At 63.1% G+C, this 23,148-nt stretch carries 21 protein-coding genes; 5 read left to right on the forward strand and 16 right to left on the reverse strand.

The features are described 5' to 3' along the window. Window positions 1–225: 225 nt before the first annotated feature. The 4 genes from OKW35_RS41870 to OKW35_RS41885 form a co-directional block, all read right to left on the reverse strand. Window positions 226–3,732, reverse strand: coding sequence for an SNF2-related protein (locus OKW35_RS41870; protein ID WP_429555153.1), 3,507 nt, complete (start codon window positions 3,730–3,732; stop codon window positions 226–228). Window positions 3,733–3,929: 197 nt separating this feature from the next. After that, complete coding sequence (locus OKW35_RS41875; RefSeq protein WP_090805927.1) at window positions 3,930–4,469, reverse strand: cytochrome b; 540 nt, start codon at window positions 4,467–4,469, stop codon at window positions 3,930–3,932. Beyond that, the gene (locus OKW35_RS41880) at window positions 4,466–5,521 is read right to left on the reverse strand and encodes a catalase family peroxidase (protein WP_429555249.1); all 1,056 of its coding nucleotides are present in this window, start codon (window positions 5,519–5,521) and stop codon (window positions 4,466–4,468) included. Before OKW35_RS41880 ends, OKW35_RS41875 begins: the two co-directional genes overlap by 4 nt. 206 nt (window positions 5,522–5,727) lie before the next feature. Further along, a complete protein-coding gene (locus OKW35_RS41885; protein ID WP_184049825.1) occupies window positions 5,728–6,000 on the reverse strand; it encodes a DUF4148 domain-containing protein in 273 nt (90 codons plus the stop codon). 167 nt (window positions 6,001–6,167) lie between these two features. On the opposite strand from OKW35_RS41885, the gene OKW35_RS41890 reads away from it, so the two are divergent. From OKW35_RS41890 to OKW35_RS41900, 3 genes are all read left to right on the forward strand, one after another. Further along, on the forward strand, window positions 6,168–6,893 hold the full coding sequence (locus OKW35_RS41890) for an anti-sigma factor family protein (protein WP_429555154.1): 726 nt from the start codon (window positions 6,168–6,170) through the stop codon (window positions 6,891–6,893). Window positions 6,894–7,047: 154 nt separating this feature from the next. Beyond that, a complete protein-coding gene (locus tag OKW35_RS41895) occupies window positions 7,048–7,566 on the forward strand; it encodes a sigma-70 family RNA polymerase sigma factor (protein WP_018421072.1) in 519 nt (172 codons plus the stop codon). Continuing rightward, window positions 7,563–8,414: an anti-sigma factor family protein gene (locus tag OKW35_RS41900; RefSeq protein ID WP_429555155.1), complete on the forward strand. Its 852-nt coding sequence runs from the start codon at window positions 7,563–7,565 to the stop codon at window positions 8,412–8,414. Before OKW35_RS41895 ends, OKW35_RS41900 begins: the two co-directional genes overlap by 4 nt. A gap of 33 nt (window positions 8,415–8,447) precedes the next feature. Here the strand turns inward: OKW35_RS41900 and OKW35_RS41905 are convergent, their stop codons facing one another. Continuing rightward, entirely contained in the window at window positions 8,448–9,359 is a 912-nt protein-coding gene (locus tag OKW35_RS41905; RefSeq protein ID WP_429555156.1) for a helix-turn-helix domain-containing protein, read from the reverse strand. Between the two features lie 247 nt (window positions 9,360–9,606). Here OKW35_RS41905 and OKW35_RS41910 point away from each other — a divergent pair, with 247 nt between their 5' ends. Beyond that, window positions 9,607–10,512, forward strand: coding sequence for an NmrA family NAD(P)-binding protein (locus OKW35_RS41910; RefSeq protein WP_429555157.1), 906 nt, complete (start codon window positions 9,607–9,609; stop codon window positions 10,510–10,512). A 78-nt stretch (window positions 10,513–10,590) separates the two neighbouring features. Next, window positions 10,591–11,001, forward strand: coding sequence for a hypothetical protein (locus OKW35_RS41915; protein ID WP_429555158.1), 411 nt, complete (start codon window positions 10,591–10,593; stop codon window positions 10,999–11,001). 395 nt (window positions 11,002–11,396) lie between these two features. Here OKW35_RS41915 and OKW35_RS41920 read toward each other — a convergent pair whose 3' ends face one another. From OKW35_RS41920 to OKW35_RS41970, 11 genes are all read right to left on the reverse strand, one after another. Continuing rightward, entirely contained in the window at window positions 11,397–12,110 is a 714-nt protein-coding gene (locus tag OKW35_RS41920) for a DUF4396 domain-containing protein (protein WP_429555159.1), read from the reverse strand. A gap of 856 nt (window positions 12,111–12,966) precedes the next feature. Further along, complete coding sequence (locus tag OKW35_RS41925) at window positions 12,967–13,626, reverse strand: hypothetical protein (protein ID WP_090805940.1); 660 nt, start codon at window positions 13,624–13,626, stop codon at window positions 12,967–12,969. Window positions 13,627–13,669: 43 nt separating this feature from the next. Then, window positions 13,670–14,962: a chloride channel protein gene (locus tag OKW35_RS41930; RefSeq protein WP_429555250.1), complete on the reverse strand. Its 1,293-nt coding sequence runs from the start codon at window positions 14,960–14,962 to the stop codon at window positions 13,670–13,672. A 95-nt stretch (window positions 14,963–15,057) separates the two neighbouring features. Next, window positions 15,058–16,221, reverse strand: a complete 1,164-nt coding sequence (locus tag OKW35_RS41935) for an MFS transporter (RefSeq protein WP_429555160.1) — start codon at window positions 16,219–16,221, stop codon at window positions 15,058–15,060. A gap of 725 nt (window positions 16,222–16,946) precedes the next feature. Beyond that, on the reverse strand, window positions 16,947–17,270 hold the full coding sequence (locus OKW35_RS41940) for a DUF1840 domain-containing protein (protein WP_429555161.1): 324 nt from the start codon (window positions 17,268–17,270) through the stop codon (window positions 16,947–16,949). A 375-nt stretch (window positions 17,271–17,645) separates the two neighbouring features. Next, on the reverse strand, window positions 17,646–18,377 hold the full coding sequence (locus OKW35_RS41945) for a YfdX family protein (RefSeq protein WP_187610278.1): 732 nt from the start codon (window positions 18,375–18,377) through the stop codon (window positions 17,646–17,648). A gap of 524 nt (window positions 18,378–18,901) precedes the next feature. Continuing rightward, window positions 18,902–19,978: an APC family permease gene (locus OKW35_RS41950; protein ID WP_429555162.1), complete on the reverse strand. Its 1,077-nt coding sequence runs from the start codon at window positions 19,976–19,978 to the stop codon at window positions 18,902–18,904. After that, window positions 19,908–20,504: an APC family permease gene (locus OKW35_RS41955; protein WP_429555163.1), complete on the reverse strand. Its 597-nt coding sequence runs from the start codon at window positions 20,502–20,504 to the stop codon at window positions 19,908–19,910. The genes OKW35_RS41950 and OKW35_RS41955 overlap by 71 nt, the downstream gene beginning before the upstream one ends. A gap of 245 nt (window positions 20,505–20,749) precedes the next feature. Further along, complete coding sequence (locus tag OKW35_RS41960; RefSeq protein ID WP_429403198.1) at window positions 20,750–21,478, reverse strand: ABC transporter ATP-binding protein; 729 nt, start codon at window positions 21,476–21,478, stop codon at window positions 20,750–20,752. Then, entirely contained in the window at window positions 21,475–22,224 is a 750-nt protein-coding gene (locus OKW35_RS41965) for an ABC transporter ATP-binding protein (RefSeq protein WP_429403199.1), read from the reverse strand. Before OKW35_RS41965 ends, OKW35_RS41960 begins: the two co-directional genes overlap by 4 nt. Further along, a complete protein-coding gene (locus tag OKW35_RS41970; protein WP_260334916.1) occupies window positions 22,221–23,114 on the reverse strand; it encodes a branched-chain amino acid ABC transporter permease in 894 nt (297 codons plus the stop codon). Before OKW35_RS41970 ends, OKW35_RS41965 begins: the two co-directional genes overlap by 4 nt. Window positions 23,115–23,148 lie beyond the last annotated feature (34 nt).

Below are 23,148 nucleotides of genomic sequence, written 5' to 3' on the forward strand. Positions count from 1 at the left end.
GGCGAAGTAGTTATTACGCGCCGCACCAGCCGCGCGCGACGCGCAAGCCTTACACAGCGCGAGTTCGAAATTGGTATGAGTTTGAAGTCCCATCGACGGTAATTTACATACACAGACGCTTTGTTACAGTGTGGCGCCCATTGGCGTTGCTGCGGCGCGTCAGATTTCCCCTGCGTGTCTGCGTGGCCCGTCTGCGTTGCCTCGTTCGGTCGCTTGCCCGCGCGTTCAACGCGCGCCTTCGAGGTCCGGCATAGGCGCGAACAGCGCGTCGAGATCGTCGTCCGAGAACTTTGCGGCGCCGGCCGCATCTTCCGCGAGAATGCTGTCGGCGAGCCCGGCCTTGTGCTCCTGCAACGCGACGATCTTTTCCTCGATGCTGCCGGCCGCGATCAACTTGTACACGAATACCGGCTTGTCCTGTCCCAGCCGATGCGCGCGGTCGGTCGCCTGGTTCTCGGCGGCCGGGTTCCACCACGGGTCGTAGTGGATCACCGTGTCGGCGGCGGTCAGGTTCAGCCCCACTCCGCCGGCCTTCAGGCTGATCAGGAACAGCGGCACCTCGCCCTGCTGGAACCGCTCGACCGGGCTCACGCGATCGGCCGTGTCGCCCGTCAGCATGACGTACGGGATCGCGGCTTCGTCGAGCGCCTCGGCGATCAACGCGAGCATGCCGGTGAACTGCGAGAACAGCAGCACGCGGCGTCCCTCCTCGATCAACTCGGGCAGCATCGACAGCAGCAGATCGAGCTTGGCCGAGCGCATCGCGCGCTCGCCGCCGCCCGTGGCAGCGCCGTCCGCGATACCGCTGGCGGTGCGCACGAGCCGTGGATCGCAGCACACCTGGCGCAGCTTCAGCAACGCATCGAGCACGATGATGTGGCTGCGCGCGAGCCCCTGCGCGCTGACCGCCGCGCGCACCTTCTGCTGCATCGCGGTGCGCACGGTTTCGTACAGGTCGCGCTGCGCGCCTTCGAGATCGACCGGACACACGATCGTCGTCTTCGGCGGCAGCTCCTTCGCGACCTCGTCCTTGCGACGGCGCAGCATGAACGGCCGGATGCGGCGCGCGAGCAACGCGCGGCGCACGTCGTCGCCGTTCTTTTCGATCGGATTGCGCCAGCGTCGCGTGAAGTCCTTCTGGCTGCCGAGAAAGCCCGGCAGCAGAAAATCGAATTGCGACCACAGCTCGCCGAGATGATTCTCGAGCGGCGTGCCCGTCAGGCACAGCCGATGCCGCGCCCGCAAGCCGCGAATCGCCTGGGCGGCTTTGGTGGTCGCGTTCTTCACGTACTGCGCCTCATCGAGAATCAGCAGATGATAGTCGTGCTCGGCGAGCACCTTCTGATCGCGCCACAACAGCGCATAAGTGGTCAGGATCAGCTCGGCTTCGCCGATCTGCTCGAAACGCTCCTTTCTCTGCGGCCCGTTCAGCACCAGCACTTTCAGCTCCGGCGCAAAGCGGCGCGCTTCCTCGCGCCAGTTGTGCACGAGCGTGGTCGGCACGACGATCAGCGCGGGATGCGTGAGCCGCCCCGCTTCCTTCTCGGCGAGAACGTGCGCGAGCGTCTGCACGGTTTTGCCGAGGCCCATGTCGTCGGCGAGCACGCCGCCCAGATCCTGTTCGCGCAGGAACTGCATCCAGTTCAGGCCCTGGTGCTGGTACCCGCGCAGCTCAGCCTTCAGCCCGCGCGGCACCGGCACTTCGCGCAGGCCCGGACCGGCTTGCAGACGGCGCGCGAGCTCGCGGATCGAATCGTCGCCGCTGAACTGCCAGCGGCCGGTGTCGTGCAGCGCATCGAGACGACCCGCATCGACCGCGGGCACGCGCAGAGGCGCGCCTTCGGCAAGCGCGCCGCCGAGCGAATCGAACAGATCGACCAGCACGCGCACCACCGGCTTCAGACGATCGGCGCGCAACCGCAGGCGCTTGTTCTCCTCGGTCTTCAGCTCGATCGGCTCGTCGTCTCGAATACGCTCCAGCGCGCCGGAGAGCCAGCGCCGGTCGCGCCGGAACAGATCGGCCAGCAGCGGTTCGAGCCGCACGTTGCGCTCGCCGACGCGGATGCCCATCTCCAGATCGAACCAGCCGTCGCCGGCCTGCAGCGCGGTGCCGTCGATCGCGTCGATCTCGATCACGTTGTAGCGGAACTCGGGCGCCATCGTCACGCGCCAGCCCTTCGCGACCAGATCCGGCACCGCGTCGTTGACGAACTCGGACCACGCGTCGGTGTCGGGCAGTCCGAGCATCGTGTCGGGCAACAGACGCGACGCATGCAGGTTGCGCGTCGGCACCTTTTGCAGACCGGTCTTGCGCAATTCCAGCAGACGCTTTTTCTCGGCGTCGTAGCGCCGGCGGATGTGAATCACATCGCCGCCCGGCAACGGCACCAGCGTCACGCTGCTGTCGGCGTTGATGCTGACACCGTCGTAGTCGAAGCTCGCGGCGGCCAGTTCTACCGCGGCGGACTTGCGCTCCGCGGCCTTCGCGGCCTTCGTGGTTTTTGCCGTTTTGATGCCCTTCCCCGCGCCGGGCAGCGCATGGCTGTTCAGCGTCAGCACCGGCACCGGTTCGACGTCGATCACCCGAATCGCGGGCGCGTCGTGGGTCGGCGGCAGCGGCAGCTCGGGCGCGATCTCGCGCAGCACCGACGCGACGAGCGGCGCCTCGGCGAGCGAGATCGGCGGCATCGCGAGGTAGTCGGGCAGTTGCTGGAACGGCAGCGACAGTGGCACGACGCCCGCCTCGTTGGCGACGCCGTCCACGTACCAGACCGGCTCGGTCGGCAGCACCATGCTCGCGCGCGGTTCGGTGCGCAGTACCGGGCGCAGGCGCTCGTCGGCGAGCGGCTCCCATTCGATGCGCCCGAGGCGGTCGGCGGCGCGCGCGAGCGGCGTCGGTCCGGCCTGGCCCGGCGCGATCCCGAAGTCGAAGAACAGGCGCCCGGTCGCGATCAGCTTCTGCAGCGTTTCCGCGCCACTCGTGCCTCGCAGCACGAACTGGCCCAGGTCCTCGCGCGAGCGACCGAGCCATAGGCCGCGGAGGATCGACAGGTCTTCGTCGGACACGAAGCGCGGCTGCCTGAGCAGCGCGCCTTCGACGTCGCCCCAGCTGTCGCCGACTTCGACGATCACGCCGTCCGCGTCGCAACGCGCGCGATGCAGCACGACTTCGTGGCGCATATGAAAACGCGACCAGTTGAGCCGATAGGCGAGCGTTTCCTTGCGCGTGGCGTCGAGCTGCCGGGCGGCGTCTTTTCCGGCGGCGTCGGCCACGCGGGCGCGCGCGCGAAAACGCTCGAGCCAGCTGACCAGTTCGGGTCGCACACCTTGAGATGAAGATGGAGACGGTGATGGCGCCGGCGGCGCGCCCGGCACCGTGATCCGTCGCGCGATGAACACCTCCGACGTCGCCGGGTCACTGCCGTCCTCGACCTGCGTGATGTGATCCATCTCGTCGTGGTAGTGGAGTTCCGCGAGCAGTAGCGCCGCGACGTGCTTGCAATTGCGGCCGACCGGGCACGTGCATTTGCCTTCGGCCGACGGCGACCCGCCATCGGTGCGAAAGCGAACCCGCGTCAGGTACGGCCCCGGCTGCGAGCCCTGCACGTCGCCCGACAGCGTGTCTCCCTGCCATTTGACGTTGCTGACCGCGCCCACCGAGCGCGCCTTGGCGACGGTGCGCTCACCGAGCCATTCCGCAATCCTTTCCCGATCGAAGAAAACTGATGACATCCGCGTGCATTCCTGTTCAAACCGGCGAAGGCAAGCGCGCGTGGACCATGACGGGGCGCCGCGCGACGCCCGGCCGATTCTGTCCAGTTGCGATTTGCCAGTGATAACCGGCCATTTTACGCGTTGGACGAAAATCGCCAGGGCGGGCGATTTGGACAGTTCGGGAGCAACCCGGTCAAGCCGCGGTTCGACCCATATTAGCGTTCGCCGCGGGCCATGCTGCCCCACACTCCGTCGCGCAGGATCAGCCCATGCAACAACGCCGCCGCCAGATGCAGCAGCACCGTCGCGAACAACGCGAACGCGAGCCACGTATGCAGCGCGCGCAGCAGCGCGAACAGCGCGACGTCGTGCGGTGCGATCGGCGGCAGATGCAGCGGACCGAACAGCGTGACCGGATAGCCGGCCGCCGATAGCATCGCCCAGCCGATCAGCGGCATCGCGAGCATCAGCCCGTACAGCACGAGGTGCGACGCATGCGCCGCGATTCGTTGCGGCTTCGACATGCGCGCGGGCAATGGCGGACTGCCGCGCATCACGCGCACCGCGAGCCGCACCAGCACGAGCAGCAGCAACGCGATGCCGAGCGGCCGATGCAGCGCGACCAACGCATCATGGGCACGCGATACCGTCGCCACCATGCCCACGCCGATAAACAGCATCGCGACGATCAGCGGCGCCATCGTCCAGTGCAGCAGCCGCGCGAGCGGACTGAAGTGAGTGCGGGTGCGCGTCATGAAGCCTCTCCGTTTGGCCGGGTTCGATGGATCTCGGGATGCAGCGCCTCCTCGCGCGTACGGCGTTGGAACGACTGTGCATAGGCCGCAGAGCGCGCGGCGAGCAGCGGATCGTCCGATGGCGCGATGCCGGCGGGCACGATCGTCGGATCGAAGTTGATGTCGCGGCAGGCGCCGTCCTCCTGCGACGTGGTGCGTTCGATCACGAGCGTCCCGGCGTCGACGCGCTGGCGGTCGTCGGGCCACTGCAGCGTCGCGTCGCTGGTCGGGTCGCCCGGTTGCGCGACGGTCAACAGCAGATGCCAGCGCAACGGTCCGTGTTGCAGACGCTCGTCGAGATCGGCGGCGAGGAAGTTCTTTTCGGCCTGCTGCGCCGCGGTGATCGGCGCGTATGGCGTGTCGGGCACGACGGCCCAGCGCACGGCGCGCGTCGTGCCGTGGGCATCGGTAAACAGAAACGCGTCGATGCCGTAGTATGCGGCGTTCGCGAGGCTCGACGACGGCGCGTGCGACTTGACCCAGCGCTGGAACGGCTGCGTCTCGGGATTGGCCGCGTAGAACGCCTTCAGCTTCGCGGGGTCCGGTTTGCCGGTCGCAGGGTCGGGCTTCGCGGCCAGCAATTGCTGATAGAACTGCGCTGGCGTATGCACCGCGAACACCGGCGTCGAGTTCATGCCGGTACGCCACTGTTCGCCATCGCGAAGCCGGAACTGCAGCGCGAGACTGCGCACCGGCGAGCTCGTATCGGGCGCGGACGGATTGCCGCCGGGCACCGCGAAGCGACCCGACACCGGCGTGCGGCCCGGCGCGAACACTGCCGCGTGCGACAGCGCCGCGCCATTGCCGTTGCTGTCGAAATAGCCGTCGACGCACAGGCCCTTGGCGTGATTGCGTCGATAGCCGGGATGCGGGCCCGCGACCGCCTCGAACGTATCGATGACGCGCGGGGCGGACAGACGCGCGGGCGTCAGCCACCCCGCGGTGTAGGCGAAGCCGCCCGCGAGCGCGAGCGCGACCGCGCCGATCGCGGCGAGCCGGCATGGCACGCAGATCGGCCGCGGGTCGGAGCCGGCGGGGTTGGGTTTGGGTGCGAAGGGTGGTGTCACGGAAACTCCTTGCCGGATGGATCGATGATTCGATCGATGGGTCGATCGACTCATCGACCAACGTACGGGCGAACACGCCTCGCTACGGTCTATTCCATCCGGCCCTGGCGCGCACATTCAAACCCATTCGCGCGCCAGTGGCCGATGCTGCTTCAATGGGTGCCAACAGCCGGCGCTCCCGAGTTCGCGACGTGGCTCGCGGCGAGCGCCGCTTGCGCGGCGAGCGCCTGCTTGCGCTGCTCGACCTGACGCGCGAACACGGGACTGACATCGGGATACGACGCGTCGGTGATGTAGTCGAGACCGTTCTGCTGCGCCTCGATCAGTTCCTGGTACACCTGAGCACGTGTCTTGCCCTGCGCAAACGCGCTCGACGAAGCGGCGAGAACGACGAGCGACAAAGCAACGAACGAAAGCTTTTTCATGATCGACTCCTTGGAGAGTTGTGCGGGTTCGCACCAGGGAGAACCACGGGTGGGCAGCGTTTATTCCTGTATTCGTGGCGTGAAAAAAAACATCGCCGGCGCGGGGAATAAATGTCCCCGCCGCCGTGTTTGCCGTCCGATAGCAGCAATCAAGACCGCGCATCATCATGACCTCGACTCACCGCCCCTCCGGCGCTCCGCCCTCCGAAGACGACATCCAGGCCTATGCGGACGGCACGCTGACGCCCGAGCGCTCCGCGTCGCTGCGCGACTATCTCGTCAAGCATCCGGCGGAAGCACGGCGTGTCGCCTTTTACGACCGCTTGAACGCACAGATCCAGGCCACCTTTCAGACCGCCGAGGAGCCCGCGCCTGGGCGCCTCGGCGGATCGCGCCCGCTGCGCATGCGCCCGCAACCGGGTGGTCGCGCACGCCGAACACTTGTCGCGCTCGTCGCGCTCGCGCTGATGCTGAGCGCCATCAGCGGTTGGCTCCTGGCGACTCAGGTGTCGGCACGAGCGCTCGATAATGCTGCCGTGATGGCGCTCGCCGAAGCCACCGCACGGCCCTTTTCCTCGGCATCGCCGACGCGCATCGATCCAGCCGCGCCGGATCTCGGCGCGATCGGCCTGCGCCTCGTCGAGCAACGCGTGCTGCGGCTCGGGCCATTGCAGCGCGCGGACGAACTCGTCTATCTGAACGGCGATCAGCAACCAGTGGTCGTGCTGTCGGCCGCGGCGCCGTTTGCGCGGGAAGAGCCGCAGTGGGCCGCGCGCCGCATCGGCGAACTGCGGCTGTTGACGTGGACCGCGCGGCGGCAGCGTTTCGTCGTCGCGGGCAATGCGCGCACCCACGGCCTGATGCGCGCCGCCGACGTGATGAGCGCGCGCTGACGCCGGTGGGCGCGGCCCTCGCGGAATAAAATGCGCTGACAGGTGTTTGCAGTTCGAACGCATCGTGCGACGGACGCCTCCGCGACCGGCCCGGCGCGTATCGATACGCGAGTGAAGCCGATGCCACCCCCACGCCCCTTGACCGGGATCAACCATGGATGTCCGTGACGAGCTGATCGAGCACGTGCCGCGTCTGCGGCGCTATGCGCGGGCGCTGATCAACAATCGGGAGCTCGCCGACGACCTCGTGCAGGACACGCTCGAGCGCGCGCTCGGCCGCACCCGTCTGTTCCAGCCGGGCACCGATCTGCGCGCGTGGCTGTTCACGATCATGCACAACGTCTTCGCGAATCAGGCGCGCAAGGCGTCGGCGCGCGCGGTCCACGTCGCGGTCGACGACGACAGCATCGCCGAAAGCGAGCTGGCGGTGCCGTCGGGCCAGACGCGTTCGCTCGAAATGCGCGACCTCGACTACGCGTTGCAGCGGCTGCCGGTCGAACAGCGCGAGGTGGTGCTATTGGTCGGTCTCGAGGAGATGAGCTATGCCGATGTCGCGCTCGCGCTGAACGTTCCGATCGGCACGGTGATGTCGCGGCTCTCGCGCGGACGCGAACGGCTGCGGGCTTTGATGGCGGGCGCCCAGCCCGGTGCGAAATTACAGGTGGTGCGATGAGCGAGCCGCAAATGCCGATCGGCGAAGAAGACTTGCACGCGTACGTGGACGGCACGCTGTCCGGCGAGCGGCGCGACGAGGTGGAGCGCGCGCTCGAACAGAATCCGGAGCTGGCCGCGCGCGTCAGCGATTACTTTTCGCTCAATGGTCTGCTTCACGAGCGCTACGACCGCGTGCTCAGCGAGCCCGTGCCGAAGCGCCTGCAGACCGGTGTGCCGCGCCGCGCGCGAGCGGCCGCGAACTGGCCGCGTTTTGCCGCGCAGTTCGCGGGCATGGCCGCGGCGCTCGTGCTCGGCGTGGGCATCGGCATGCACAGGAACGATCTGATTCCACCGGTTGCGATCGATCGAACCGACCCAGGGGCCGAAACGCAAGCCGGAAATCGTCCGGTCAGCGCGGACAGCGCCGAGGGCTTCGCGCGCCAGGCGGCGCTCGCGCACGTCGTCTACATGCCGGCGATCGACCGGCCGGGCGACATGAGCGCCGATCGCGAGCAGGACTTCGTGCAATGGCTCGCGAACCGGCTCGGCACCGAGGTCCATCCGCCGATGCTGTCGAAGAGCGGATTCATGCTGTCGGGCGGCCGCCTGCTGCCCGGCGACGACGGTCCGACCGCGCAGTTCATGTATCGCGGACCGAACGGCGAGCGCGTCACATTGTGCATCTCGCATCGTCGCGAGAACGCGAATACGACCGCGTTCAAGCTGTATCAGGCGGGGCCCGTCAACGTGTTCTATTGGGTCGACGGCGATTTTGGCTATGCGGTGTCGGGTGGGATCGATCGCAAGGAGCTGCTGCAGCTCGCGCATGATGTCTATGCGCAGTTGACGGGGGCCACGCCCGGTTGAAGCGGATGGGTTCCGCGCCGCGCGGTTCGCGCATCAACGTCGTGTCCTCTCCTGCCCCGACATGGCCGCGTCATCGCGCGCGGCGCCGCGCAGTTCACGCGGCGTTGCACCGAGCAAACGCGACATCCAGTGCGCCATATGGCTCTGATGCGCAAAGCCCGTTTCGAGCGCGATCTGGCTTGCGCTGAGGCGTCCCTGCAGCAGCAGCGTTCGCGCGCGCTCGACCCTGCGCTGTACCACGTACTGATGCACGGGCACACCGAGCGTGTCGCGAAACAGCGCCTTGAAATGCGGCACGCTCAGTTGCGCCTGCGCGGCGAGCTCGTCGAGCGTCAGACGCTGATCGAGATGCGCGTCGATAAACTCGATCACACGTGCGGCCGTGCGCGGCGCGAGCGTACGCCGCCGGTTGCCCGGCATGGGTTCGACGCCGATCAGACGCACCAGCATCGCCGTACACAGACTTTCGGCGTAGAGCGGATCGGACGCATCGTCCGCTTCGAGCTCCGCGCGCAGCGCCCAGGCGAGATGCTGAAAGCGCGGATCGCGCATCTGGAAGCGCGGGCGCAACTGCGCATCGGCCGAGTTCAACGCGAGTTGCTCGACCGTCCGTCGCGCGAAGTCCTCGGCAAACCAGACGCTGAAAATCGTGCAGGCGGCGTCATCGTTCCACTGACCTTCGAGCCCCGCGGGGATCACGTCGGCGTCGCCGTGCGCCTGAATCCGCGTGTGGCGGCGCGCATCGCACAGACAGCGCGCAGTCACCGGCGCACCAACGTGCACGCCCACGCGATGATGGCGAAACGCGGGCATCCGATGCAAACCGGCCGACACGTTGACCAGCTCCGCACCGAAGCCTTGCCAGCCAAGCGCCCTGCTCGTGCGCACGGCGATGCGCGAGCCGCTGTGCGGCGCCGGCGCGGGAATCGGGGTGACGGCGTTCATCGCTTGTCTCCTGAGTGAGCTGAATGACGGCGAGATGCCTGCATTGTGCGGCGTTTTTGGCAGGTTCGCCGGCGTGACGGAATTTGGTAGCTCGCGAACAGCCAACGCGACTCGCGCGACCTGGGCGACCTGCGCGGCATCGGCGTAAAAAATCATCCAGATCTGCGCAAAGTCATCCAGATCTGAGCGCCTCGCGAGCACCGCGTCCCTACCATCACGTCATAGCGATCCTCAAAAGGAGCACAACGTGTTCGTCATTTTCGGAGCAACCGGTCACGTGGGACACGCGAGCGCAACCGCCTTGCGTTGCGCGGGCCACCCGGTACGCGCGGTGGTGCGCGACGCCACGCAAGCCGAAGCGCTCGCGGCAATCGGCTGCGAGCTCGCGATCGCCGACCTGAACGACCCACACCTCGTCGCGCGCGCAATCGACGGCGCGCAGGCAGTGCAATGGCTCTGTCCGGTGCCGCGAGCGCATGACGATCCCGCGGCCGCGATGCGGCGCATCATCGACGCGGGCGTCGTGGCTTTGCGCATCAGCGCGCCACCGCGGCTCCTCGCGCTGTCCGACTACGGAGCCGAGCACGCGGATGGCACCGGCATCACGACGCTGTTCCACTACCTCGAAACGCGGTTGCGCACCGTCGCGTCGTCGCTGATCTTGTTGCGCGCCGCCGAGCACATGCAGAACTGGGCACGCGTGCTGCCGGTCGCGCTCGGCCGGGGCGCGCTGCCGAGTCTGCATGATCCGCTCGACAAGCTGTTTCCGACCGTCGCGGCGCAGGACGTCGGCGAGCTTGCCGCGCAGTTGCTGCTCGATGAAGGGCCTTCGCGCGCGACGCCACGGGTGGTCAGTATCGAAGGGAAAGAGCGGGTAAGCGCGCTCGACGTCGCGCGTACCTTGGCGGATCTGTCCGGGCGGCCGGTTATCGCCCACCGGGTGCCGCGCGACGAATGGAGTGCCGTGCTGCGCGGCGCCGGGCTCGGCGAGCGGCACGCCCAACTGATCGTCGATCTGTACGACGCGCACAACGCTGGACGCATCGACGTCGAGGCGAATATCAGCGAGCGACGCTTCGGCGCCACCACGTTGCGACAGGTGTTGAGGGCGCTGCTATCGGGCGTGGCAGGTACGGCAGCGGCGGCGCGGTGATCCGCGTGGATGTAGGGCAAGCGGACGGCGTGGCGCGGCGCGAACAGCGTCGAAGGCGTTCAACACTGGAGAGATGGTATGCAGACCTGCCCGTTGCTTCACGCATCGATCGACGCCAGATCAACGAAAAACGCAATGCGACGGATGCAGTGCGTAGCGTCAACACCGTCAACGCGCCCGAGCTCACGCGCCGAGCGCTGGCTGCGCATAGCGATAAGGCTATCGAGCTTCATGGGCTGGCGCGCGCTTGCCAACCTGCTCGCCGCGATTCCCGACAGCAATGACGATTTCGGCGTGTTCCAGGTTCTCAGTCGTGAGCCGCGGGCGGGTCAAGCGGCGCTGAAGGTGCCGGGCTGGTGGCAAGCACCGCGCCGCAAGCCGCCACCAACCCTCTTATCGAGCCGGTTTACTCGTTCTCGTCGAAATAGTGACCCGGGCGAGCTTTCTCGTACAAACCTACGCCAACGCTTACGCCGGACCACTGACTGAGAGGTTGATACCGTCAGCGATACAGTCGGGTCACGGCCTTTTTCAACGCGATCAACCCTGAGCCACGGTTCGAGCTTCTCTGACCACAACGACGACTTTTAAGGTACAACCACGCCACTTGCCTAACTGAGTCGGCCGGCGGGTGGTCTTGAGGTTTGTTCGACGCCTGCCCATCTCCGCGGACTCACGAGCGCGTGAAGTCGCACGTTGGTTGTATTGGGGGTGAGGTCCAGATTACTACGGTCATCCGGCATCCATCACAATGCACGTTTTGTTCGGGTGAACGCGTTTGGGACGCAGCTAGTATCCAATCGCCGCACATCCTGTGGGACCGCCTTCACGTCAGTTGCGATTTTGCCTGTCGCCATCAGCGCCCTTTTCGCTGAGGGTTTGGTCTACATCTTCTCCTTCACACCGGAACGAATCAGCCACCAGTTCACAGGGTAGCTCGTTACGAAGCCCGCGAGCATGGCGATCTGCATGGCGAACCAGAACTCCGAACTTGTCACGTTCGCGATGCCGCCAAAAACCGGCTTGAACCATAGGAACTGAATGATCGCCATTGCTCCATACATGCCAATCTGCCACGCGGTTATCGAGGCAATATCCGCTTTGACTGCAGCGATCACGCCCTGTCCAATTGACAGGTCGCGCATCGGCTTGATGGTGAAGTACTGAAAACCGATTCCTAGCAGAAAGGCGATCATGAAGTCCGGGATCCAGACGGCAAAAGTTTTCTCGTTGAATACGCTGTGCCATCCGAACCACACCGCCAACCCTGGAAACGCAAACGCTGACCATTCGACAACAATGTCGCCGAGTGTGCAACCAGCGCCGCAATGACTAGTGCCTTTCATCACGATCACTGTGAACGGTTGCGTTTTATCGCCAGCTTCGGCGGCGAGCACGTTGCGTCCCCATGCATAATAGGCAGCAAGCCAGAGAACTGTGCCGAATAGCGTGGTCAGCGGCCAAACCAGGCTCATGATCCACATCTTCTGCGGATGTCTTACCTCGTCAGTCACAATGATGGCGGCACACACCACGCCTAACACAATCCAGGCGATCGACAGACTATGGAGCCAGGCTGGAAAAGTACCGTAAGTCATCGTTGGTCTTGAAAGGCTTTGCACTGATAGCGCACAGAAGAGCAACTGCCGTTCCGGCTCTGCAAGATTGGCTGATGAACAACGGCTCGATTCGGGCAGACGCCGGGTTACCGGTCTCCTGATGACCAAGCGAGATTCCACGTCAACCGAACGGTCGCGATGCATCGTTAAGCACGTCGTTTGTCGTGGACCGTTTGTCGTGAACACTTGTAACGTCGACCGATGTAGGCTTAACACATGGAAAACGCGCCGATCCTGGGCAGCTTGGACAATATTTCGCCGGGGCGCGAAAAAGACGATCTGAGGATAGCGACGATGACAGCGCTCTGACCACGTAACGTCAATCAGATAGCCCTCCGCAATTGCCCATCGGGTTTTTCCAATCGTTTCTGTGAAACCGACCTTCTCTGAACCCTGCGTCGCACGACGTGCCCATTTGCGGTGCTGCGACGCGCATGCCAGCGTCGCCGCCCGAAGCTAACGGCTGCAGACCTGTAAGTTGTGCGAGCTTCGCGATGCGGACCTGGACCCTTATCTACCCAGGGACTGCTCTGTCGATAGGCTCCTGTTCGCAGTGATCTCCCGCTCGGCACGTTGCCCGGGCCATCGGTCAGAATCGCAAGAAGTGAGTTTGGCCTCGCGTTGGCGCGGCCTCCGAAACGCGCCGACAGATCAAACCAGCAGGTCGAGCGATCGACTCTGCCGTCAGAGGAGCGACCGCGCCACCTGTCTCGACTTTAATCCGGCGTGCGTCTCCGGCCCGCGCTGTGCGAGTGGCGAGAGGTCGCGCCGGTTCAGAACAGTTGGTGCAACAGAAAACACCTTACATCGGCATCCCATCTCAAGTCGCGCCAGCTCATTCCTGTCTTTTCACCGCGCTATTACGCGTATTGCGTTCGATCGCTGTGAGCAGTAGCAGCAAAGTCAGGAAACCTGTCAACGCGAGAAGAATTCCCAGCGACGAACCGAACTGAGCGTTTTTGCCCTCTGCCGCCTGAACGGCGCTTTGGGCCGCATCAATCCGCCCAATCTTGACACGGGCATACTGATCCATGGCCGCTGCAACATACCGCTCGCGGTTGTCCCATTCCCACGTAGCAGCGTGCTGCCCGGCAGCCGCAACGACGTCGGACAGTTCATCCAGGAACTGCTGTCGGTCGGCTTGGGGAATACGCTCGAGCCACGCCTTGAGCAGCGGTTGGCTTGCATTATTCTGGTTCAACAGGGCATTAAGCGGAGCGGGGATAATTAATCCCGCGGCGCCAGCGACATCCGCCATGGCGTTGCCGTTCGCGCTGCCGATCTTCAGACCGTCGTTGGCCGCCTCCGAACCCGCTATCGAAGAGAGTACCTCGCTCGCGCTGACGGGCGGATCTGTGATAACAGCTGCCGTCCTCGGAACGCCAAGCGCAAACATTAATGCGATCATCGCCAGGATGGCGCCAACTAGCGCGATCAGACATAGCACGCGCGCCATGCCCAATAGACGCTTTTCGATTCTGTCTGCGATCCCCATATGAACTCCGTCGATGTCTGTTCGACCTACCGTCGCCTTTGCCTCACGGCTTGCGCAGATAACGCTCCGAGAGCGCCTCGTACAGCGGTGGCGCAAAAAAGCGCGAGACGCGACTCGCGATGAGCGCCGTGGCCATCAGCGAGATAACGAGCGCGTGCCCGTTGATCATCTCGATGACGATCACGAACGCCGTGATTGGGCTCTGGGTGACCGCCGCCAGATAGCCGACCATGCCGAGCGCGATGAGCATCGGAAGCTGGATCTGCGAGAACGCCATGTGAACGGTGTTGCCGATGCCAGCCCCGATCGCGAGCGACGGGGCGAACAGGCCTCCGGGCGCGCCTGGCAGATACGACCCCACCATCGAGACCATCTTCAGGAGCGGGTATGCCGCGCTGACATGCGCGCTGCCTTCCAGCATGCTCCGCGCTTCGGCATAGCCGCTGCCAAATGTATGGCCATTGGCGCTCACGCCGACGAGCGCAATGACCAGGCCGCATAGCGCGCCGAACAGCACAGGCCGCTTCACGCGCAGTTCGAGCAGAACTTCGGGCATCCAGCGCTTCGTGTTGAGCAACAGCCAGCAGAAGCATCCCCCTAGCGCGCCCGCAAGGACACCGATCAGCACTACGGCGAGGCTGAGCCATCGGGGCAATCCCGACCCGATATCGATCGTGCCGAAATAGACATAGTTTCCCTGAAGCCCAAGTGAAACGACGCCAGCGAAGATGATTGCCGTGATCAGCACGCCGCTCGCGCGCTCCTCGAAGCTGCGCATGAGTTCCTCAATGGCGAACACCACGCCTGCGAGCGGAGCATTGAATGCCGCCGACAAACCGGCGGCCGCACCCGCGAGCGCGAGTCTGCGCTCCAGCACGCCCGGCCGGATCGCCAGAAAACGACTCGGGTAAAAGCGTCTCAGGCTGAACATCAGGGCGGCGCCAACATGAATGGTCGGACCTTCGCGGCCGATGGTAAAGCCACCGAGCAGGGCCAGGAACGAGACCAGAATCTTTCCAACGAGAATACGCAGTGTGAGCAGCCGTGGCCCGAGTTCGTTCGGCCCGTGCAGCATGGCGATCACCTGGGGGATACCGCTGCCCTCGGAACCGTCAAAAAAGCGCCGTGTAAGCCACACCGTAACGGCGCCGGTTGCGGGCGCCACGATCAGAGGCAGCCAGAACCGGTCAGCCGCATAGCGAAGGAACACCGCGTAGCCGAAATCGATCAGCTTCGCGTAAAGCACCGCGACCAGGCCTACGGCGATCGCCCCCAGCCAGAACACGCCATAGTGGAGCCATAACCGGTTGATGCGCTGCAGCTTTCGACGGTCCATCAGCGCGAGAATGCGCACGATCTGTTCCCCTGTTTTTCTTCTAGGTTTTCTCCGGCGACGCCCTCACCGGCTGCATTTCGCGCCAGAAGCGCGACTCAGGCTTTCCGCGGTGACGGAACCTTCATATTGAACGCGATTGCGAGCCAGCACAATATGAGCCCGGAGCACGCGTAAAACACCGCGTTCGCGCCATCGTGTTTTAGAAGCCAGCCGCCAACCGCGCCGCCGAGGGCAAGGCCGATCGACTGCGTGGTGTTGTATACGCCCGTGGCCGCACCCTTCCGATCGCCCGGCGCGAGCTTCGAGACGAGCGAGGGCTGCGACGCTTCGAGGATGTTAAAGCCGAGGAAATACACGAACAGGACGGCGGGCACGATAACGAGTGTATGTTCGAGCGAGCCAAGCAATAGCTGGCCAATGAGGATCAGACCGATTGCAGAGACGACCACGGCCTTCATTTTCCCCCGCTTCTCCGCGGCAATGATGGCCGGCACCATCATGACGAACGCAATACCCATGACCGGCAGATAGACCTTCCAGTGCAACGAGACCGGCAGCCCTGCGTCGACGAGCAGGCGAGGCACCACAAGGAACAGCGCCGTTTGCGTGGCGTGCAGTACGAGCACGCCGAAGTTCAGGCGCAGCAGCTCGACGTTGTGGAGCACTTCGGCAAATGGCGCCCGCAAATGGACGGGCCGGTTCGGCGAATCCGGCACGACCCAGATCACCACGCCCACCGCGAGAATCGAGAGCGCGCCGACCAGCGAGAACAGGCCGCTCATCCCGAGCCAGTGGAACACCAGAGGCGCACCCACGATCGCCACCGCAAAGGAAATGCCGATCGAGGCCCCCACCATCGCCATTGCTTTTGTGCGGTGCTGCTCGGCAGTGAGGTCGGCAATAAAAGCGAGCACCGCGGAGGAAACGGCGCCCATTCCCTGGATCACGCGACCGACGATTATCCACACAATATCGTGCGCCCCCGCGGCGACGAAGCTGCCGATCGCAAATATTACGAGACCCGTCGCGATAACTGGCTTGCGGCCAACCTTGTCGGAAACCCAGCCGTAGAAGATATAGAAAAGCGATTGAGTGACGCCGTACGCCCCCAGCGCGATGCCGACCAGCAGGAGATTGTCGCCGCCGGGAATGGTTTTCGCGTACACCGAAAACACCGGCATGATCATGAAGAGACCGAGCATGCGCAGTGCAAAGATCGCTGCGAGCGACAGCGTCGCTCGCAGCTCAAGCGCACTCATGTGCGAGCGGGAAGTGGCCGATGTGGAAGTTGCGCTCATATCGTGTAAAAAAAAACCCAGCAGTCGCTGGGTGAAGATAGCTGCCGATGCTGCAGTCGGACGTGCTTGACCGGCAAGCTGAGGACACGTCGAAGTCACGCGATTCCGCGGCGCACCCGCTGAAAGCCTGGTGCAATATTATGGCACGACATGACACTTCTCAGAATTTAGACGCGAAAACTTAAACGAAACTTAAAACCCGGCCCGTGAGCCCTCGCTCGTGTCGCGCGCGGCACCGCCGCCGGCGTGCTGCTTGAGACCCTGGTGATCTGGGACGGCGTGCTCTCTCTTTTATGCGGCCTTCAACGATCCCCAGACGGTCATTGGAACCCTGAGCGCCGCGAGGGCTCCCGCTCCCGGAAGCGGTTCGGATGCGGCCAGACCTCTCGTCCTACGGCCGCACGACGAAGGGCACGCGCGATTTACCGCTCGCGCAGATTACGTCGGATCGCAATCATTTAGCTTCGCGACATGTCGAGAATTATTGGTCCGATGCGGCAGGTCGCTAATAAATGATGCGTCGGCGCCGGGTTCGATGCGCGTGGCGACGATGAACCTTTGAACGTCAGGTCGCATCTGCAGACTTATCGCGTCTATCCCCTGGAACGCCCTTGCGCTGACAACGGCATCGGCGCTGTCTCGCGATAACGAGAAGACATGTGCCTGCGCCGCAGCGCTCCAACGGTCTAAATACCCCAGAGAATATCGTCGCCATGGCGATGGGCCTCGCGCATCATGTCGAGCAATGGCCAGGCGCGATGTTCGACGGTCGCGGCCGCACTGTTTGAACTATGGTCGTTCGGCACGTGATGGAGGACGTTGAGGGCTAATTCAGTGCGTGCCTGATCTTCGATAGCGCGTTCAAGCCGCGTTATCACCGTACCCAGTTCATCGCGGCTGATGACGCCACGAGTGGCGACTTGCTTACCAATGGCTGCGAGGAGATATTCCGCGAGGTTCCGCAGCATGACGACGTCCGGAGTTGAACGGCACTTGAACGTAACAAGCATACAGACCTCTCCGCGAAGGACAACTGTGCCGTTGCGACGGCCGCCGAGACGGCCGCCTGATGCAATCGACGCTTATAAGCAGCAACGAGGCTTGCGCCAATCTCGATATCCAAAGTGTAGGCAAATATGTCACATTGTGCTATATAAAGATCAGATGCGCGGACCATACCTTACCGGCGCGCAGGCAGGTCGACATGAATCTAACTCGCGGGCAGCGCTCATTAGCTGCGCACGACGTTCGTCGTGTCGTGGCATAAGCGGAGGCAATAAATGCCATGATCGACTGCTCTTTGGGGGCGTGATGACCCTTCAGAATAAGCTAACGCTAAATTGTCCCTCTGTACCGCTAGGGACGCTTTGGCATCGCGGACAGATTCATCGTGCGCTCGCGGACGAGGCGGGATGCTCGGCAGGCTTCGAAGCCATTTGGGCGGTTTGTGCGTGCTGAGGAATGGCGTCCAGGTCGACCCAGTCATACCGCACGCTCGCCACCGCCTGCCGGAGGGCGTCATTTGCTTGATAGTACTGGTGATGAGAGATCAGCCTCGCAGCGTCATTGACGTCCGCGATCACCAGTTTTAGCGGAACGAGTTCCATGGTGTAGGCAACGTTAATATTCGCGACCTTCAGGGCGTTGAGCGCCTGATCCCGCTGACCTTGCTTGATGTGCTCATTCGCGGATGCCACCGCTTTGGATTTCTCGGAAGACTGGGCGAGATTGTCGGTGATAGTTACGTCAGCGCCAACCGGAAGCCACATCAACTCCTGCGAAGCGCGAGCGACGTCCGCTTGGACATGCGGCGCGCTGGAAGCCGTGGGTGGAAGTTTCAAGTCTTTTTCAGCCTTGGTAAAAGCAGTATTGTCAGCCTGCGCTTCCTGCAGTGATTTCTGGGCGGCTTTTACAAGCGTGGCGGCCTCCGAACCGTTACCGTTGAAGATTGCGAGCCGCGCAAGTTCGATCTGCTGGAAGGCCTCGTTTCCTTTCCCCGAGACTTTGCCCATGTCCGACGCGACGGCCCGCGGGGACTCGGCGGCCTGCACGGCCGCACCACAATAGGCGGCGGAGAGCAACGCGCACATGACAGCGATAACCTGATGCCTTTTCATGGTTCATTCTCCTTAGCGAGTGTCCAGTTCCAGACGTCGCATGCGGCTTTGCGCGCTCACATCGGCGGCGCATATGGCATGCGAGACTTTCACAGGGCTTGAACTTCGAACAGTTGACGCTTTAAAGCTAGGCCGTGGTGCTTAAAGGACGCTTAAGAAGGAGCCATCCGGACGCAAGGCGGCAGCACTGGGTAGTGCGAAGAACCGGACCTCGCCAGTTAGCGTTCGCATGATGTGGTAGCAGCGCGAAGCGACCACAGCCGCTTCTGATGTGCGATGACGTCAGGTTCATCGCACATGCTCGTGATCATCGGCGTTAGAGGGCGCTCATTCTGCCCTTCGCTTCCGGTTAGACAAGTCTTGCTCGATCGCCGCTCATTACATGAGCGCGACTCCCTGACCAGATCTCACCGTTGGAAGTCTGGCTTGCAGTTCAGGCGGGTACTCGGGTAGTCCCTTCAAGCGCCCCGCTAACGGATAGAGCTTCCGTTGGCTCCTCCCTCGCTGAACGATGGCGTTGCCAGTCAACTCGTCGCGTCCATTCGCTCCATCATTGCTCGCGTCTGCTCGACGCGCAACGCGCAGCGCATTGCGAGCCTCATCACGATCACGCTCCAGAGCGCCACTAGAAGAATGTCCCAACCGAATCCGATCACACCGAGTCCGCCACCGATGCCGCCGAGCCACGACAATAACCAGATGCCCCCAAACCACGGCAACAGCCACGCAATGTTGTTCCAGCCGAAGTCTTTCGCAGCTTTGCGCAAGACGATGTGGTAGTACGCCGCGTAGAGTACGAAACCGATCGCCACCAGCGCAAACAGAAAGGTGTTCGTTGCAAAGCCAGTCCAATATATTACGAGGTTACTGCAGATAAATGCGGCTGGCGCCAGCACGGGCGCGGCCCACATGCGAAATGGACGATGCAGTTCCGGAAGGTTACGGCGCAACACCAGCAACGCGACCGGACCAAGACCATATGTCAGCACCGTAACCGACGTAATGTAGTCGACCATCTTCTGCCATGCAGGAAACGGCAGCAGGAAAATGGTGCCAACCACCCACATCACGAGAACCGCCAGCCATGGCACCTTGTTGCGGTTCAGCTTTGTCAGCACGCGGGGACCTGCCTCCATTTCGCCCGTAGCAAAGAGGACGCGCGATCCGCCGGTTACATACATCAGCCCCGTGCCTCCAGGCGATATATAGGCGTCGATATAGAGAAGCGTCGCCATCCAGCCGAGCCCGAGCGTCGCGGCAAGTCCAGCGAACGGTCCCATTTCCCCCTTGAAGCTGAGGTGTGCCCATCCGTGCGCGAGATCGACCGGCGACAGCGCCCAGATAAAGGCCACTTGCAACATGATGTAAACCACTGCAGCGAGCACGACCGAGCCAATCACGGCTAGCGGAATGTCGCGATGTGGATTGGCCGTTTCGCCGCCGAGGTCGATCGCAGTACGGAAGCCCAAATAGCTGAAAACGATACCTGCTGCGGGAAGTGCCGTGAACATGCCGGAGAGCTTGTAGGTGTCAGGCGCCGCACGCACGACATCCCAGTGGGTGCTCGCCGCCATCAAGCCAACGATGGTCAGTATCGGCACCAGAATTTTCCACCACGTAATGAGTTGAATTGACGTTGAGCAGCCATCTGATCACCATCAGATTCAGCAGCGCGGTTATTCCGAGCAAACCGGCGCACACGAAGAAGCCCGCCAAACTCAGCACGCCGGCGGAGCCAGGACGGATCAGCCATGGCAGATAGTTGCTTGCATAAGTGACGATTGCTTCGGCTTCGACTGCAGGCACCGGGACATAGGCGAGGAAGAGCAGCCAGCACCACAACCTTCCAAGTCCGTCGCCATGGCTCGCGTGGCTCATATGAACCAGCGCCCCACTACGGGGAAAAACGGCCGCAAGCTCCGCGAAACATAGCGCAATCAGCATGATGATGACAGCGCCAAGCGCCCAACTGCCTATGCTCAACGGACCGGCTATTCTCGATGCATGGTAGGCGCCGAACAGCCACCCTGAACCAATCATGCTAGTGGTGCTTGCGAACAGCAACCCCACTATCCCAGCATCGCGACGCAGTTTGCCCGTTAGCGTCAGGTCGGAAATCGTGCTCATTTCTGGTCTCCTTGCGCCTGCCCCGGAGTTCGGTTTTTGAACCGGCGTTGCGCGAAAGAGGCGGTGCGCATCCGCGCACCGTCATACATGAACGGCTCACCCTGAACGCTTCGACCGCAAAGACGGCGATAAAATTCCCGCCGTGAACCGAAGCAACAATTAAAGGGCTTGGAAATGCCTGTGCGCCTCGACGAGCGTTAGTTCACACTGTGCCATTTCATATTCGTGGCATGGCTTCATGCGATTCAAGCATCGTCGAGCATGCGCCAATCGCTCGCACTCGCCCCGGCCAGAGTACGCACACGAGCTTCGTCGCGCGCAAGTTCTCGCGCGGATCCGGAAAAAACGACCCGACCATCGTCCAGCACGCAAGCCGCGTCGGCAATCTCGACAGCCGCTCGAACGTTCTGCTCAACCAGAAGCACCGACATGCCTTCGGCGCGCATTCTGACGATAACATCAAACACTTCCCGCACCATCAGCGGTGCGAGACCTTGAGACGGCTCATCGAGAAGCAGTACGCGTGGGTTGAGCAGCAGGCCGCGTGCGATCGCGAGCATTTCCTGCTCCCCTCCTGAGAGTTGCCGGCCCTTGCTGTTCCGACGCTCGCGTAACCGGGGAAAAAGCTCAAACACACGTGCGATCGTCCAAGGACCGGTGCGCCCGTTGGGCACAAGCAGATTTTCTTCCACGCTGAGACCCGCGAATATGCGCCTACCCTCCGGCACATATCCGACACCGAGCGCCGCGACCCGGTCTGGCGGCCAGCCGGTCGTTTCGCGGCCTAGAATGTTCACCCTTCCCGCGCGTGGCCGGGTCAATCCCATCAGGCTTCGCATGGTTGTCGTCTTGCCGGCGCCGTTGCGCCCTACCAGGGCGACAATCTGGCCGTCGTCAACGTCCACCGATACGCCATGCAGAATGTGGCTCTTGCCGTACCAGGTCTGCAGTCCCTCGGCAACCAGGGCACTCATTTTGCTGTTCCCAGATAGGCTGCTTGCACGGCTTGATTGCCGGTGATTTCTTCGGGCGTTCCTTCTGCCAGAATCCTGCCTTCGGCGAGCACCATGATGCGCTGTGCCAGCTGGAAGATGACGCGCATGTCGTGCTCGATCAGAATCATCGTCAGCGATCGATCGCGGTGCAGGCGTCGTATCAGTTGCGTCACGTCGTAGGTTTCCTGATCTCCCATCCCCGCGGTCGGTTCGTCGAGGAGCAGGAGCCTGGGTTCGAGTGCGAGCGACATGATGATTTCCGTGGCTCGCTGGTCGCCAAGCGACAGTTCACCCACCAACCGGCGCGCACGCTGCTCGAGTCCGCCGAGCACGAGCAATTCTTCCAGCCGCTGGTTGACGGTCGCGCGCGCCGCCCTCGATAGCCACGGCGAGAGCCTGTGCCCGGCCCGAAGTTCGACCGGAATCCGCAGATTATCGCGAACGGACAACTCAGGAAAAACTTCCGTAATCTGGAAAGTCCGCGCCATTCCCATGGCAACGCGGCGATGAGGCGCAAGCCGGGTCACGTCGCGTCCGTCGAACACGATACGCCCCGACGTAGGCGGAAAGAACCCACTGATCAGATTGAAGAACGTCGTCTTTCCTGCACCGTTAGGCCCAATCACCGCGCGAAGCTCACCGGCTTCCACAGTCAGGCAAACATCGCTAACCGCGCGAAGATTGCCGAACCGGTGAGATACGTGATCGACTACGAGCAGGCTCATGAACGCACCCCGCCCGTCCGGATGCCCAGCACGCCACGGGGAAAGAACAGAACGACGAGGATGAACAGCAGGCCGATAAACGACATCCAGTTCTCAGTCCGTGTGGAGATGTAATCCTGAACCAGCACGAAGACGGCCGCGCCGATCAGCGGTCCCCACAACGAGCGCATTCCCCCCAGCACGGCCATGATCACAAAATCGCCTGACTGGTCCCACCGCAGATCATGCGGATCGGCGAAGTTATTGAGCAGCGCGTACAGGGTACCGGCAAAACTCACGAAAAAGCAGGAGATCACGAACGACAGCCAGATATGCTGCTCCACCGGCAGCCCCAGGAAGCGCGCCCGTTTTTCGTTCTCGCGTATCGCCAGAAGCGTACGGCCAAACGGAGAGCGCAACAGCGCAGTCATGACGCCAACCGACACGGCAAAGCAAAGCAGAACGAAATAGTAAAACACGGTGCTGTTGCCAAGAATGTCGATTCTCTGCTGGCCAAAGTGGAGAGGCATGCGATGCCATCCGGAGAGTCCATCGTCGCCGCCAGTCACGGCGTTCCAGCGAAAGGCGACGAAGTAGAACACCTGGCCGAATGCGATCGTCGCCATCGCGAAATAGACGCCCCGAAGCCTGGCAATCAGCGCGCCGATGAGCGCCGCCGCCAGCGTGCCGGCCGCGACCCCAATGACGATACCAAGCGGCGTATTCGGCACCAGATAACGGATCGTCATACCAACGCCATACGCGCCGAGACCAAAATATGCCGCGTGACCGAACGACAACACGCCAGTAAAACCGAGTAGAAAATTGAGCGCCATCGCCGCCAATGCCATCACTACTACGCGTGTACCAAGTGCCGTATAGCCGCCGAGCCAGGTGATCCAGTACGGCATGGCTGCGAGCGCCAGCCAGACCGCCGCATCCCCC

Source organism: Paraburkholderia sp. MM5477-R1, assembly GCF_050436385.1.
Taxonomy (GTDB): Bacteria; Pseudomonadota; Gammaproteobacteria; order Burkholderiales; family Burkholderiaceae; genus Paraburkholderia; species Paraburkholderia tuberum.